The sequence below is a fragment of the Bradyrhizobium sp. HKCCYLRH2015 genome (genome assembly GCF_051168215.1).
Taxonomy (GTDB): domain Bacteria; phylum Pseudomonadota; class Alphaproteobacteria; order Rhizobiales; family Xanthobacteraceae; genus Bradyrhizobium.
This window is the reverse complement of sequence record NZ_JBNPUO010000008.1, coordinates 44350-57555: the sequence shown is the minus strand read 5'-3', so window position 1 is coordinate 57555 and position 13206 is coordinate 44350. Positions and strand designations below refer to the sequence as shown.

The 13206-nt window shown below is 65.5% G+C and carries 14 protein-coding genes; 6 read left to right on the top strand and 8 right to left on the bottom strand.

Translation table 11 applies throughout. From position 1 onward, the window contains the following. Positions 1 to 1056: 1056 nt before the first annotated feature. The gene (locus ACQR1H_RS21310; protein WP_315801524.1) at positions 1057 to 1731 is read right to left on the bottom strand and encodes a response regulator transcription factor; all 675 of its coding nucleotides are present in this window, start codon (positions 1729 to 1731) and stop codon (positions 1057 to 1059) included. 353 nt (positions 1732 to 2084) lie between these two features. On the opposite strand from ACQR1H_RS21310, the gene ACQR1H_RS21305 reads away from it, so the two are divergent. Next, entirely contained in the window at positions 2085 to 3755 is a 1671-nt protein-coding gene (locus tag ACQR1H_RS21305; RefSeq protein WP_315801525.1) for an MFS transporter, read from the top strand. 106 nt (positions 3756 to 3861) lie between these two features. Here ACQR1H_RS21305 and ACQR1H_RS21300 read toward each other — a convergent pair whose 3' ends face one another. The 3 genes from ACQR1H_RS21300 to ACQR1H_RS21290 form a co-directional block, all read right to left on the bottom strand. Beyond that, complete coding sequence (locus tag ACQR1H_RS21300; RefSeq protein ID WP_434908145.1) at positions 3862 to 4329, bottom strand: secondary thiamine-phosphate synthase enzyme YjbQ; 468 nt, start codon at positions 4327 to 4329, stop codon at positions 3862 to 3864. A gap of 24 nt (positions 4330 to 4353) precedes the next feature. Continuing rightward, positions 4354 to 4908, bottom strand: a complete 555-nt coding sequence (locus ACQR1H_RS21295) for a hypothetical protein (protein ID WP_315801527.1) — start codon at positions 4906 to 4908, stop codon at positions 4354 to 4356. A 102-nt stretch (positions 4909 to 5010) separates the two neighbouring features. Continuing rightward, entirely contained in the window at positions 5011 to 5634 is a 624-nt protein-coding gene (locus ACQR1H_RS21290) for a 2-hydroxychromene-2-carboxylate isomerase (protein WP_434888229.1), read from the bottom strand. A gap of 287 nt (positions 5635 to 5921) precedes the next feature. On the opposite strand from ACQR1H_RS21290, the gene ACQR1H_RS21285 reads away from it, so the two are divergent. The 5 genes from ACQR1H_RS21285 (at position 5922) to ACQR1H_RS21265 (ending at position 8493) form a co-directional block, all read left to right on the top strand. Then, complete coding sequence (locus ACQR1H_RS21285) at positions 5922 to 6299, top strand: AtpZ/AtpI family protein (RefSeq protein WP_434888233.1); 378 nt, start codon at positions 5922 to 5924, stop codon at positions 6297 to 6299. A gap of 87 nt (positions 6300 to 6386) precedes the next feature. Then, positions 6387 to 7130, top strand: coding sequence for a F0F1 ATP synthase subunit A (locus ACQR1H_RS21280; protein WP_316181934.1), 744 nt, complete (start codon positions 6387 to 6389; stop codon positions 7128 to 7130). A 40-nt stretch (positions 7131 to 7170) separates the two neighbouring features. Continuing rightward, a complete protein-coding gene (locus tag ACQR1H_RS21275) occupies positions 7171 to 7398 on the top strand; it encodes a F0F1 ATP synthase subunit C (protein WP_006615622.1) in 228 nt (75 codons plus the stop codon). Positions 7399 to 7426: 28 nt separating this feature from the next. Continuing rightward, positions 7427 to 8002, top strand: coding sequence for a F0F1 ATP synthase subunit B family protein (locus ACQR1H_RS21270; RefSeq protein ID WP_434908144.1), 576 nt, complete (start codon positions 7427 to 7429; stop codon positions 8000 to 8002). After that, on the top strand, positions 8002 to 8493 hold the full coding sequence (locus tag ACQR1H_RS21265) for a F0F1 ATP synthase subunit B family protein (protein ID WP_315801532.1): 492 nt from the start codon (positions 8002 to 8004) through the stop codon (positions 8491 to 8493). Before ACQR1H_RS21270 ends, ACQR1H_RS21265 begins: the two co-directional genes overlap by 1 nt. Before the next feature lie 106 nt (positions 8494 to 8599). Here the strand turns inward: ACQR1H_RS21265 and ACQR1H_RS21260 are convergent, their stop codons facing one another. The 4 genes from ACQR1H_RS21260 to thrC form a co-directional block, all read right to left on the bottom strand. Further along, on the bottom strand, positions 8600 to 9217 hold the full coding sequence (locus ACQR1H_RS21260; RefSeq protein WP_316182056.1) for a hypothetical protein: 618 nt from the start codon (positions 9215 to 9217) through the stop codon (positions 8600 to 8602). A 142-nt stretch (positions 9218 to 9359) separates the two neighbouring features. Beyond that, positions 9360 to 9947 carry a GNAT family N-acetyltransferase gene (locus ACQR1H_RS21255; RefSeq protein ID WP_316181937.1) on the bottom strand — a complete coding sequence of 196 codons (588 nt, stop codon included), beginning with the start codon at positions 9945 to 9947 and terminating at the stop codon, positions 9360 to 9362. Between the two features lie 131 nt (positions 9948 to 10078). Beyond that, positions 10079 to 11368 carry a M16 family metallopeptidase gene (locus ACQR1H_RS21250; RefSeq protein ID WP_315801761.1) on the bottom strand — a complete coding sequence of 430 codons (1290 nt, stop codon included), beginning with the start codon at positions 11366 to 11368 and terminating at the stop codon, positions 10079 to 10081. Next, complete coding sequence (gene thrC, locus ACQR1H_RS21245) at positions 11368 to 12783, bottom strand: threonine synthase (RefSeq protein WP_316181939.1); 1416 nt, start codon at positions 12781 to 12783, stop codon at positions 11368 to 11370. The genes ACQR1H_RS21250 and thrC overlap by 1 nt, the downstream gene beginning before the upstream one ends. Between the last annotated feature and the right edge of the window lie 423 nt (positions 12784 to 13206).

Genomic DNA, 13206 nt, shown 5'->3' with positions numbered 1-13206 from the left:
GCGATCAAACCCGAAATGGTGACGTAAGCTCAAACGCCGCTGACATTTTCATGTCCCCTTTTGCACCCAGTCCTGTGGACCTCGGTCAGTTATTCCTCCTCTACGTCTGCCTCCGTTGTCCCCAGCGACGGCCGTTTGCCGTCAGCCGATGCTCGGATCAAACCCACCAGCGCGTCTCGGCAGAGCCACCGGCTGCTCGCAGCTTGAGCGCGATCAAGGACCGCGCGCGTTCGCTGGCTCCAAGAGTCCTCGGAACTCCAGTCCTGTTCAGCTATCGATTCAGATCGACAAATTCGCAGCCCGTCGAATCTTATTTCTTTTTCCCCGAAATCATGATACACGTCGCGCCATCCCGTGCCCGCCATGAGGGGCGCTTCGCGATCGTCACGAACGTGGGGCGCGGGATGCGGTGGGCGCGTCGGTTCGCAGCGGGCTTTGGCCTGCGGACGAACGATCCGGCGCGCACGGTCAAGCCGTGTGGTCCTGGCATCCCGGTGCTGATGCCAAGTCCGTGACGACGATGTTGCGGATGACGGGGGCAAGAACGCCGGTCCCCGGGGAGAGCTCGGAGCAGCCGTCAAAACCATCGCGCAGGGAGGGCCGGGCGTGTTCGGCCAGACCTGTGGTGACTGCCGCCTGCTTTTTTCTGCAGGCGGGCCACGGGCGCGGCCAGCGCCCGGCCTTCCCTGCGCCCTCTGCTTTCGAGAGGGCGAAAGATCAGCAAAGCTCGGACGCCGATGGCGCCGCGAGGCTGAGAAGGTGTGTCGCGAAAGGAGATCCGAAGTTGAACGCAGTCGTTCAATGCGTGACCACGGATGGTCCGACACGATCGGCCGACGCTGCGCACCGAGCCGGAGCGCAATCGTACAATCCTCATTGTCGTCATGGCCGGGCTTGTCCCGGCCATCCACGCATTTCGGCGCACGATGCGCGACGTGGATGCGCGGGACAAGCCCGCGCATGACGAGCAAACCAATTGAAAGCTCGTTTGGCAATCACACGTGGCCGCCGCACAGCAGCCTGCCCGGGGTGACGCTACCTAGCGCGATGCGACCGTCACTTCCCCGTCGGCACGTCCTGCCGCCACGCACTCCCCGCGATCTTCGCCGCGGCGATCACCGCCTGGGTCCGGCTCTCGACGCCGAGCTTCTGCAGGATGGCCGAGACGTGTGCCTTGATGGTCGCCTCGGAGACGCCGAGCTCGTAGGCGATCTGCTTGTTGAGCAGGCCCTGCGACAGCATCATCAGCACGCGCACCTGCTGCGGGGTCAAGGTGACCAGGCGGTCGCGCAGCCTGGTCATTTCAGGATCGGCGCCGGCGGCCAAGTCGGTGTCGGGCGGCACCCAGACCTCGCCGTCCATCACCTTCTTGATGGCATCGCGCAAGGTGTCGACGCCGAACCGCTTCGGGATGAAGCCGGAGGCGCCGAAATCGAGCGAGCGGCGGATCGTCGCGCCGTCGTCGCTCGCCGACACGATGACGACCGGGATCGCCGGATATTGCGCGCGCAGATAGATCAGGCCCGAGAAGCCGGAGATGCCGGGCATGGTGAGGTCGAGCAGCACCAGATCGACCTCGGAATCCTTTTCCAGCAAAGCGGTGAGGTCCTCGAACGAGCCGGCCTCGTCGACCACGGCCTCCGCGAGCACGCTCGCGACTGCCTGCCGCAAGGCATTGCGGAACAACGGGTGATCATCGGCAATGACGAGATGAGTGCTGGCAGCCGCCATGAATCCAGACTTGACCTTGCGAGACCGACGACATGCTGCAACTGCACGCGCCCGGTTTTCCGTAAAATACTCGCCCGGCCACCGGTTGCATGCAAGCGTCCAATTCCACTTGCAGGGAAGGCGGTTAATCCGAACCTTGTGCAACGCAACATCGATAGCGCGTCGGCCGCTCAGCGAACTTGATCCGCCGCAATGTCCCCATCTTTCCCGCGCGCCGCAGAGGGCAGAGCCGAAAGTCGTATTGGGGCGGGTTTCACTGCAATGTTACTGAAGAGCAAGGTCTCCGCGACCTGCGCCGTCCAAGTCCGGCATGCGGAGGCGAAAGCCATCATCACAACAATCATGGGGAGCGAATGCCGATGTCAACAATGGTAGCCACACAAGCGAGAGCTGGAGGCATGACGAAGGACGAACGCTTCGTCATTCTGGCCTCCTCTCTCGGCACCGTCTTCGAGTGGTACGACTTCTATCTTTACGGGTCGCTGGCCTCGATCATCGGCGCGCAGTTCTTCAGCGACTATCCGCCGGCCACCCGCGACATTTTCGCACTGCTCGCCTTCGCCGCCGGCTTCCTGGTGCGTCCGTTCGGCGCCATCGTGTTCGGCCGCATCGGCGACATCGTCGGCCGCAAATACACCTTCCTGGTCACGATCCTGATCATGGGCCTGTCGACCTTCATCGTCGGCCTGCTGCCGAACGCCGCGACCATCGGCTTCGCGGCGCCGGTGATCCTGATCGGCCTGCGCCTGCTGCAGGGCCTCGCGCTCGGCGGCGAGTATGGCGGTGCCGCGACCTATGTCGCCGAGCACGCCCCGATGGGCAAGCGCGGCTACTACACCTCCTTCATCCAGACGACGGCGACGATGGGCCTGTTCCTGTCGCTGCTGGTCATCCTGTTCACCCGCACCATCATCGGCGAGGCCGACTTCGCCAAATGGGGCTGGCGCATTCCGTTCCTGGTCTCGGTGCTGCTGCTTGGCGTCTCCGTCTGGATCCGTCTGCGCCTGAACGAATCGCCCGTGTTCCAGAAGATGAAGGACGAGGGCAAGAGCTCGAAGGCGCCGCTGACGGAAGCGTTCGCGAACTGGGGCAACGCCAAGATCGTGTTGCTGGCGCTGATCGGCGCCACCATGGGCCAGGGCGTGGTCTGGTACACCGGCCAGTTCTACGCGCTGTTCTTCCTGCAATCGATCCTGAAGGTCGACGGCTACACCGCCAACCTGCTGATCGCCTGGTCGCTGCTGCTCGGCACCGGCTTCTTCATCGTGTTCGGCATGCTGTCCGACAAGATCGGCCGCAAGCCGATCATCATGGGCGGCTGTCTGATCGCGGCGCTGACCTTCTTCCCGATCTTCAAGATGATCACCACCAACGCCAACCCGGCGCTGGAGAAGGCGATCGAGGCGACGAAGGTGGAAGTGGTGGCAGATCCCGCCGGCTGCGGCGATCTGTTCAACCCGGTCGGCACCCGCGTCTTCACCGCGCCTTGCGACACCGCCCGCGCCTTCCTGGCCCAGTCCTCGGTCAAGTACTCGACCGTTTATGGTCCGGCCGGCTCCGGCGTGAAGGTCACCTTCAACGGAAAGGAAGTGCCCTACACCGATGCGAAGACCAGCAACCCGGCGCTGACGGCCGCGATCGGCCAGGCCGGCTATCCGAAGGCGGGTGATCCGTCGATCGTGAAGATGGCGCATCCGTTCGACGTCTTCCGTCCGCAGGTCGCCGCGATCATCGGCCTGCTGTTCATCCTGGTGATCTTCGTCACCATGGTGTACGGCCCGATCGCCGCGATGCTGGTCGAGCTGTTCCCGACCAAGATCCGCTACACCTCGATGTCGCTGCCCTACCACATCGGCAACGGCTGGTTCGGCGGCCTGCTGCCGGCAACCGCCTTCGCGATCGTGGCCTCGACCGGCGACATCTATGCCGGCCTGTGGTACCCGATCTTCTTCGCGGTGATCACGGCGGTCGTCGGCTTCCTGTTCCTGCCGGAGACCAAGGACGTCGACATCCAGCAGCACTGATCAGGACGCGGGCGGCGACCCCGCCCGCATCTTCTTCGAACGGACGGCCGCGGATCGCTCCGCGGCCGTTCCGCATTTCAGACCCACGGATTTTCTCTTTATGGCCTCAGGCCGCGCCGATGAACCGCAACACCAGCTCGCGCCGATGCGGACGCGCGCGATGCTCGATCAGATAGAGCGCCTGCCAGGTGCCGAGCATCATGCGGCCGTCCTGCACCGGCACCTGCAGCGAGACCGAGCTCAGCATGGTCTTGATGTGCGCCGGCATGTCGTCGGGCCCCTCGGTGTCGTGCACCCAGCCGGCATCCTCCGGCGCCAGCCGCGCCAGCGCCGTGGTGAGATCGTGCAGCACGGTGGGATCGGCATTCTCCTGGATCGTCAGCGACGCCGAGGTGTGGCGAACGAACAGGGTCACCGCGCCTTCCCTGGCGGAGACTTCACGCAGGAATGCCTCGACCTCGCGCGTGAGATCGGTGAAGCCGCGGCCCGAAGTCTGCACCGTCAGGATCGACGTCACCACCGTATCGATCGCAGCGGCCGAAGGTGCCGTGCGCGAGGCCGATCGTGCCGACATGGATACAGCCTCCTCGAAGCGGTCTCAGATCCTGCCCGAGACGTCCTTCTGCACCCGCGTCGCCATGTCGAGCAACCGGCGCCACGCCTGCTCGAGGAACCCCATCATGCGGTCCATGTCCTGGTCGCTGGGCAGCGGGATCTCGAGCTTGCGCGTTCCATCAGCAGACTTCGACTCTCCGGCTCGAGGCTCCGCCTTCTTCAATTGATCGGACTTGGGCAGCGCCTGGTCCTTCGGCAGCGGCTCGTCGATCTTGCCGGAGATGCTCTGGTCGCGCGACGCGAGCTGGCCCTTGAGCTTTTCATTCTCCGCCTGCAGACGGCCGATCTCGGCGTCCAGCGCGGCGCGCTCATCAGGCACCGCGTAACAGGCAAAGCCCGATCCACCGCTGTTGTTGCACATCGAGACCGCACCGGTCTTGGTATCGAGCCGGATCACGCCGTCCGATGTCGTCGACATCGTGTAGCGTCCCTTGTCGCCGTCAGGCGTTGTGTCCTCGACCGCAAACGCCTCTCCGCCCAGGCAGCTCAACGCCAGCAGCGCGAGGAGCGGCGGCCGGTAGGGCTTCGTGAGACTCATGGCTGGCTCTCCCAGGCGCATTCGCAACCGCCGCCATGCACGCCGACATTGTGTCGCGGCCATGACGTTGCCTCAGGTGCGATCCGCTGCCACAGGCCGCACCTATGTTTCGGACGTATAGGCGGAGCGACCGGATTTCAACGCGTCCGCCAGCAGTTCGAGCCGGTCCTGCCCCCAGAATATCTCGCCATCCAGCACGTAGGCCGGCGAGCCGAACACGTCGGCCGCGATCGCGTCCTGCCGGTTCTGCTCGTAGGCCGCCCCGACCACGTCCCTCGCCGCCTGCGTCACGAGATCGCGGCCCGGCAGTCCGGCTGCATCGGCCAGGCCGGCGATCACCTCGGCATCCGCAAGATTGAGCTGCTGCTCCCAGATGGCCGGGAAGGCGCGCTGCAGATAGGGCTCCGGATCGAGGCCGCCCTGCTGCGCCGCAATGACGACGCCGTCGGCGAGCCGGGCATTGAACGGCCAGTTGCTCGGCTGGATGTGGAAATCGAGACCGCGCTTGTCGCGCCACCGCTTCAGCTCGACGATGCGATAGCGCTGCCGCGCCGGATGGCGCTTGGCCAGCGGAAGCCCGCCAGTCTCGGCGAACAGATCCACCAGCATGACCGGCTTGAGGTTGACGCTCGCGCCGTGGCTCGCGGCGATGTCGCGGAACAGCCGGTGGCCGATATAGGCCCATGGCGACTGCAGCGAGAAATAGTAATCGATCTGGCGCGACATGCGGGTTCCCGTGCTGGTTGGAGTTCAGCGACATCGGATCAGAGGGCCCTGACAGGGGCAAGATCGCAGTTGCACAGAACACTGTTGATGCGGCGCGGTGACACGCGCGACCGATCTGACGAAAAAGCCGAGAAGACGAGCAGAATCAGGCATCTAACAGTTCAACACGCAATCTTGACTTGGGGGGATGCGGTCAGTATGGTCCGCGCGGCTTTAAAGGGCGATGGGGCGCTATTTCCTGACACTCGCGGCAACGGATCGGGTCTCCACACATGGCGGATAAGCACATGGCGGATGGCACGAACGAGAGCGGCGGACACGGGGATCGCGACAAGTCGCCCGATGAGGCTGCGCTTTCCGCGAGGCTCGGAAGTCTCGACCAACGGTTGTCCGAATTTCGCGACGGCCGAAAGATCGGGGCTGATCAACCTGGAAACGGCGGCGGTGACACTGCAGCCCGGGCTTCGGCCATGGCGCGTGGCCTGCGACTGTCCTCCGAGTTGATCGCCGGTGTCCTCGTCGGTGCGGTGCTTGGCTGGGGCTTCGACCGCTTGCTGTCGACATCGCCCTTTGGATTCATCGTGTTTTTCCTGCTCGGCTTCGCGGCCGGCGTGTTGAACGTGGTGAGATCCGCAGGCATAGCTCCCGACAGGCCCCGCCAGTGAGACATGCGCGGAAGACCTCGCGCGGAAGACCAACGAGTGAATTGCAAAGCGCCGGCGTGGCCGGTGAACAACTGAGACGCCACGCGGATGATCGATCCGATCCATCAATTCCACCTCAACAAGATCTTCACGATCGGCCACATCGGCAATCAGGAGATCGCCTTCACCAATTCGTCCGCGTACATGCTGCTCGCGGTCGTGCTGATCGCCGTCATGATGATGGCCGCCGGGCGCGCGCTCGTGCCGGGCCGGTTCCAGTCGGTGGTCGAGCTGTCCTACGAATTCGTCGCCAACACCATCAGAACCAGCGCTGGCTCGCACGGCATGACGTTCTTCCCGCTGGTGTTCTCGCTGTTCATGTTCATCTTCGTCTCGAACATCGTCGGCATCATCCCCTACACCTTCACCGTCTCCAGCCACATCATCGTCACCTTCGCGCTGGCGCTGCTGGTGTTCCTGACGGTCATCATCTACGGCTTCTACAAGAACGGCCTGAAGTTCTTTAAGCTGTTCGTCCCCTCCGGCATCCCCGCGGTGATCCTGCCGCTGGTGGTCGTGATCGAAATCATCTCCTTCTTCTCCCGTCCGATCTCGCACAGCGTCCGTCTGTTCGCCAACATGCTGGCCGGCCACGTCACCCTGAAGGTGTTCGCGAGCTTCGTGACCATGCTCGGTGCGCTCGGCTTCGTCGGCAAGGTCGGCGCGCTGTTGCCGCTCGGCCTCACGGTCGCGCTGACCGGCCTCGAGCTGATGGTCGCGTTCCTCCAGGCCTACGTCTTCACGATCCTCACCTGCATCTATCTCAACGATGCTATCCATCCGGGCCACTGATCCGGCCCTCTCTACCAAACCCCTCAAAGGAGTTCGTTTCATGGATCCGGTTGCAGCGAAGTACATTGGCGCGGGCATTGCCTGCATCGGCATGGGTGGCGCGGGTGCCGGCATCGGCATCATCTTCGGCAACTACCTGTCGGCCGCTCTGCGCAATCCGTCGGCCGCCCAGGGCCAGTTCGGCAACCTGATTTTCGGCTTCGCGGTGACCGAAGCGCTCGGCATCTTCTCGCTGCTGATCGCGCTGCTCCTGCTGTACGCCGTCTAAGACGGCCTGAGCCGGACAGGAGAAGCCCGTGGCTGAAAGTCATGGCGAAGCCAAGGGCGGCGAGGCCAAGGGCACCGCAAGCGCCCATACGGAGGCCGATGGCGGGCATGGTTTCCCTCCGTTCTCGAAGGAAACCTTTCCGTCCCAGATCGTCTCCCTGGTGATCGCCTTCGTGGCGCTGTACGTGATCGTCTCGCGTGTGGCGCTGCCGAAGGTCGGGGCCGTCATCGACGCCCGCCAGAAGTCAATCGACGGCGATCTGGCTGAAGCGCAGCGGCTGAAGGATGAATCCGAAGCCGCGATGAAGGCATATGAGAGCGAGCTGGCGACGGCTCGTGCCCGTGCCCAGGCGATCGGAGCCGAGACCCGCGAGAAGCTCGCGGCCTCTTCGGACGCCGAGCGCAAGGTGCTGGAAGACAGCCTCGCAGCCAAGCTCGCGGCGGCTGAGGCATCCATCGCCACCACGCGCACGACCGCAATGAGCAATGTCCGCGGCATCGCCGCAGATGCAGCCAGCGCGATCGTGAAGCAGCTCACCGGCAAGGCCCCCGCAGCCAAGACGGTCGAGGCTGCGGTGGATGCATCGTTGAAGGGAACAGCCTGATGCATTTGCTTGCTGATCCAGAAACCTGGGTTGCGATCGCCTTCGTGATCCTGATGGGCCTGTTCGCCTATCTCGGTGTCCACCGCATGGTCCTGACGGCGCTCGACCACCGCGCCGAGCGCATCAGGAACGAGCTCGCGGAGGCCAAGCGGCTCAAGGAAGAGGCGGCCAAGGTGCTCGCCGATTACAAGACCCGCCGCGCCAGTGCCGAACGCGAGGCCGAGGAGATCGTCACCAGCGCGAAGGCGGAAGCCGAGCGCATCGCAGCCGAGGCCAAGGCCAAGATGGAAGACTTCGTCGCCCGTCGCACCAAGGCCGCCGAGGGCAAGATCGCCCTCGCCGAAGCCCAGGCTCTCGCCGACGTCAGGTCCGCTGCGGCGGAGGCCGCCGTCCAGGCGGCAGCGACCGTGCTGTCTCAGTCGGTCAAGGGCGCTCTTGGCGAAGACCTCGTCGCCAAGGGCATCGCCGAAGTCGGCCGCAAGCTGAACTGAGCGGCAGCCCATCTCATCCATCATCTTCAAAAGGCCGGTGCGATTCCATCGCACCGGCCTTTTGCTATTCACACTCTCCGGCGACCGCTTCGCGCAACGGCAATCGTCACCTCCGCTTCTTGCCGTGCGGCCGCTCCGGGGTCAGGGCCTGCGGGTCGAAGCCGATGTAGAAGACGTAATTGTCGGCATTGGCGCCGGGCGGCGGCACCGGATAGACCATGTCCTCGGCGACGATCGTGAACGGCACGCTGCCGTCCTCGGTCATCTGCACCGTGGTGCGATACGACTTGGTCGCGATCACCTTCTCGCCGATGCCGCCCTGGACCACCGCAATGCGCATCGGAATGTCGACGCTCGCCGGCGCGCCCGCGGGGCCGGCGACGATGCGCCCCTGAATGCCGATCTTGGCGGTGATCTCGGCCCCGTTGAGATTGCATTCCCGCGCGGTCTTGGTGATCGACGCCTGGAACCGGACGTCGTTGCCGACCGCCTGCTTGCCGGGCGCGGCCACGGCGTAGGTCGAGGCGCCGGCGCGAATATTGACCGGCGGACAGGTCAGGCCATCGGTCGGATCGACCGGCGGTCCGCCGCTGGCGGGCAGGTTCTCCTGCCCCTTGTCGTCGGAGCCGCCGCCGAACAGGCTCTTGAAGCGGTCGGTCAGCGATTGGGCGGCGGCCGGCGGCGCCGCGCTCGCGGCTCCCAAGGCCAGCAGCACGGCTGCCAACGTCCCAGCCCTGATCACGCTCGTCTCTCGCATCGTCTGATATCCCCGGCAACTCGGTCGCCCAGCCAAGGCGTCTATACCCATTTCAGAGCCCGGAACCAGCCCCGATTGGCCTCTCCCGCGGCGATCACGATCACGATTGCTACCCCCGGAAATCCTCGTGCAGCAGGCCGTAGAGATAATGGTCCTGCCAGACCCCGTTGATGCAGAGGTAGCGACGCGCCAGGCCCTCGCGGGTGAAGCCGCATTTCTCCAGCACGCGAATCGACGGCATATTGGTCGGGATGCAGGCCGCCTCGACCCGGTGCAGATTGAGCTCGCCGAAAAGGGTCGGCAGCAGCAGCCGCAGCGCCGCCGTCATGTAGCCATGATGCGCGAACGGCTGCCCCATCCAGTAGCCGATGGTGCCGGCCTGAACGATGCCGCGGCGGACATTGGCGAGCGTGATGCCGCCGAGCATGGCGCCATCCTGCTCGCGGAAGACGATGAACGGATAGGACCGGTCGGCCGAGATGTCCTCGGCATAGCGGCGCAGCCGGCGGCGGAAGCCGGAGCGCGTCAGGTCGTCGGACGGCCAGATCGGCTCCCAGGGCGTGAGATAGTCGCGGCTGATCTCGCGCAGCCGCGCCCATTGCGCGTAATCGGCCATCTGCGGCGCACGCAGCAGCAGGCCCTGGCCGCGCGGAGCCAACGCAGCCGGTCCGTTGGATGGCAAGCGAAACAGGGCCATCTGTGATGCTCCCCCTGCTCTTTCCGGGTCGAAGCCTGCTCCGACCCACCCCAGATCTCCAATGCCGAGATCTCCAAGGCCAAGATCTGGCGAGATTCAATGCGCGCGGACCGCACCGAGCCGAACCACGCTCAGTGCAGTTGGGCCTTCGATCGCGAACCGGTCAGACCTTCGGCGAAAGTGACCGCCGTGTCCAGACCCCTGCCGGTGCCGAGCGCGACCACCGCCGGCTTGCTGCGTGCGAGCAGCGCCCGCGCCGCATCGCGCGTGCTCTCGACGCTGACCGCCTCGATCTTGGCGACCATCTCCTGCAAGGTCTGCGGCCGGCCATAGGCCAGGATATGCCGCGCCAATTGCTCGGCACGGGCGCTGCAGCTCTCAAGCGCCATCAAGAGCCCGGCCTTCATCTGCGCCTTGGCGCGGGCGACCTCGGCCTCGCTCAGGGTCTCCACCGCATTGCCGATGATGTCGACCACGACCTCCATCATCTCGGGGGCGTCGGCCGGATCGGTCCCGGTGTAGAGGCCGAAGAACCCCGTGTCGCTGTAGGGCGCGTGGAACGTGTAGACGGAGTAGCAGAGCCCCCGGTTCTCGCGCACCTCCTGGAACAGCCGGGACGACATGCCGCCGCCGAGGATGTTGGTGAACACCTGCAGCGAGAACAGCGACGGGTCGGCCTGCGGCACGCCCTCGAGCGCAAGCGTCAGATGCGCCTGCTCGAGATCGCGATGCACGACCCGCGAGCCGCCCTTGCCGAACGCCGCCGGCAGCGGCTTCGGCCCCTCGCCGCCATTGAAGCTCGCAAAGCGCTTCGTCACGTCCTCGACCACCCGCTGATGGTCGACGGCACCGGCGGCGGCGACCACCATGTCGGGGCCGCGGTAATGCGTCGACAGATAGCCGTGCAGCTTGTCGCGATCGAACGCCTCCAGCGTCTTGGCGGTGCCGAGCAGCGAGCGGCCCATCGGCTGGTCCGGAAAGCACAGCTCGTTGAGATGCTCGAACACGACGTCGTCAGGCGTATCCTGTGCCGCGCCGATCTCCTGCACGATCACGTTCTTCTCGCGCTCCAGCTCCTCCGGCACGAACGACGGATTGGCGAGAATGTCGGAGAGCACGTCGAGCGCCATCGGCACGTCGGCCTTCAGCACGCGGGCGTAATAGGCCGTGGTCTCGGTCGAGGTCCCAGCATTCAGATCGCCGCCGACGGCCTCAACCGTCTCGACGATCTCGCGGGCGCTGCGCGTCGTCGTGCCCTTGAATGCCATGTGCTCGAGCAGATGCGAGATGCCGTGCTCGTCCGGCTTTTCGTCGCGGCCGCCGACGCCGGCCCAGACCCCGAGCGCGGCCGTCTCCAGATGCGGCATCGTGTCGGTGACGACCGTCAGCCCCGTCGGCAGCTTGGTGACTTCCACACCCATCATGCAATTCCCTGCTTGGCGGCCCGGCTGACCGAGCGGATGAACTTCTCCACCTCGGCCTGGTCGTTCCGCATGATCCTGATGTCCTCGCGCCTGCTCATCAGCCCTTCGAGCCACGCCGGCAGATGCGGCCGCATCCCGCAGGCGGCCTCGACCGCGTCGGGGAATTTGGCGGGATGCGCGGTCGACAGCACGATGTTCGGCACCGACAGATCCGTTCCGTCGCGATCGGCCACCGCCAGCGCCACCGCCGTGTGCGGATCGACGAGATCGCCGGCCTCGCGGAAGGCGGCGCGGATCGCAGCGGCGGTCTCGGTCTCGTCGGCGCGTCCGGCGTCGAAATCCGCGCGGATCGCGGCCAGCATCGCATCCGGCAGCACGAAGCGGCCGGACTGCTTGAGGCCGTCCATCAGCCGCCGCACGGTGCCGGCGTCGCGGCCGCCGGCTTCGAACAGCAGCCGCTCGAAATTCGACGACACCTGGATGTCCATCGAGGGCGAAGCCGTCGCATGCACTTCGCGCACCTCGTAGATGCCGGTCGTCAGCGTCCGGGCGAGGATGTCGTTGACGTTGGTCGCGACGCGCAAGGTGCGCACCGGCAGACCCATGCGCTTGGCGACATAGCCGGCGAAGATGTCGCCGAAATTGCCGGTGGGCACGGTGAAGTCGACGGCGCGGTGGGGCGCCCCGATCGCGACCGCCGAAGTGAAGTAGTAGACCACCTGGGCGACGACGCGGGCCCAGTTGATCGAGTTGACGCCCGACAGCCTGACCGAATCGCGGAAGCCGTGATGGTTGAACAGGCCCTTCACGATCGCCTGGCAGTCATCGAAATGACCTTCGATCGCCAGCGCATGGACGTTGGCCGCGCCCGACGTCGTCATCATCCGCCGCTGCACCTCGGAGATGCGGCCATGCGGGAACAGCACGATGAGGTCGGCATTGTCGCGGCCGGCGAAGGCCTCGACCGCCGCGCCACCCGTATCGCCTGATGTCGCCACGACGATGGTGGTGCGCTCGCCGCGCTTGGCCAGCACGTGGTCCATCAGCCGCGAGATCAGCTGCATCGCCACATCCTTGAACGCCAAGGTCGGGCCGTGGAACAGCTCCAGCACGAACTGATGCGGTGCGATCTGGTCGAGCGGCACCACGGCGGGGTGACGGAACGTCGCATAGGCCTCGTTGGCCATGCGGCCGAGCTCTTCGTCGGAAATCTCGCCGGCGACGAACGGCTTGATGACCTCGACGGCGACCTCCCAATAGGGCCGGCCGAAGAACGAGGCGATCGTCTCGGGTGTCAGCTGCGGCCAGGTCTCGGGCACGTACAGGCCGCCGTCGCGGGCGAGCCCGGTCAGCATCACATCGCAGAAGGTGAGCGCGGGGGCTTCCCCGCGGGTCGAAACATAGCGCGTCAAACCGCTCTCCTGACCTGCGTCACCAGGCCATAACCCGTTGATTGAATTCGAAATCGGAACCGCCTGGCGGCAACATGGTCCGGCACCATAATGGTTTTGGTCCGCGCGCGAAACCGGTTGTTGCCGCAGCGATGGTCACAGCGAGGGGTTACGGCGGCGTTACGGGGCGGGTCCTGGACAGGTGGCAGCAGGTAGCGACCGATGCCCTTCCCCACCCCGCTGTCATCGCCCGATTCAACCGGGCGATCCAGGACGCACGACGGCCGTGGTCGACCGCGCCGCCGCGGCGGACTGGATCCCCGGCTGCGCGGGGACGACGGCGGTGGAAGCGTACGCGCATCGCCGCCTTTGAAGCTGCTCCGCCAAAAGCACAGGTCTCCCCTCCGTCATTGCGAGCGCCAGCCAAGCAATCCAGGGCCGTGG

What these genes read in the sequence shown, in the direction of transcription:
- ACQR1H_RS21285 (WP_434888233.1), top strand. Translation starts at nt 5,922, where the DNA reads ATGGCGGATGGCACGAACGAGAGCGGCGGACACGGGGATCGCGACAAG.
- ACQR1H_RS21295 (WP_315801527.1), bottom strand. Translation starts at nt 4,908, where the DNA reads ATGAGTCTCACGAAGCCCTACCGGCCGCCGCTCCTCGCGCTGCTGGCG.
- ACQR1H_RS21310 (WP_315801524.1), bottom strand. Translation starts at nt 1,731, where the DNA reads ATGGCGGCTGCCAGCACTCATCTCGTCATTGCCGATGATCACCCGTTG.
- ACQR1H_RS21300 (WP_434908145.1), bottom strand. Translation starts at nt 4,329, where the DNA reads ATGTCGGCACGATCGGCCTCGCGCACGGCACCTTCGGCCGCTGCGATC.
- ACQR1H_RS21305 (WP_315801525.1), top strand. Translation starts at nt 2,085, where the DNA reads ATGCCGATGTCAACAATGGTAGCCACACAAGCGAGAGCTGGAGGCATG.
- ACQR1H_RS21265 (WP_315801532.1), top strand. Translation starts at nt 8,002, where the DNA reads ATGCATTTGCTTGCTGATCCAGAAACCTGGGTTGCGATCGCCTTCGTG.
- ACQR1H_RS21255 (WP_316181937.1), bottom strand. Translation starts at nt 9,947, where the DNA reads ATGGCCCTGTTTCGCTTGCCATCCAACGGACCGGCTGCGTTGGCTCCG.
- ACQR1H_RS21250 (WP_315801761.1), bottom strand. Translation starts at nt 11,368, where the DNA reads ATGGGTGTGGAAGTCACCAAGCTGCCGACGGGGCTGACGGTCGTCACC.
- ACQR1H_RS21275 (WP_006615622.1), top strand. Translation starts at nt 7,171, where the DNA reads ATGGATCCGGTTGCAGCGAAGTACATTGGCGCGGGCATTGCCTGCATC.
- ACQR1H_RS21290 (WP_434888229.1), bottom strand. Translation starts at nt 5,634, where the DNA reads ATGTCGCGCCAGATCGATTACTATTTCTCGCTGCAGTCGCCATGGGCC.
- ACQR1H_RS21280 (WP_316181934.1), top strand. Translation starts at nt 6,387, where the DNA reads ATGATCGATCCGATCCATCAATTCCACCTCAACAAGATCTTCACGATC.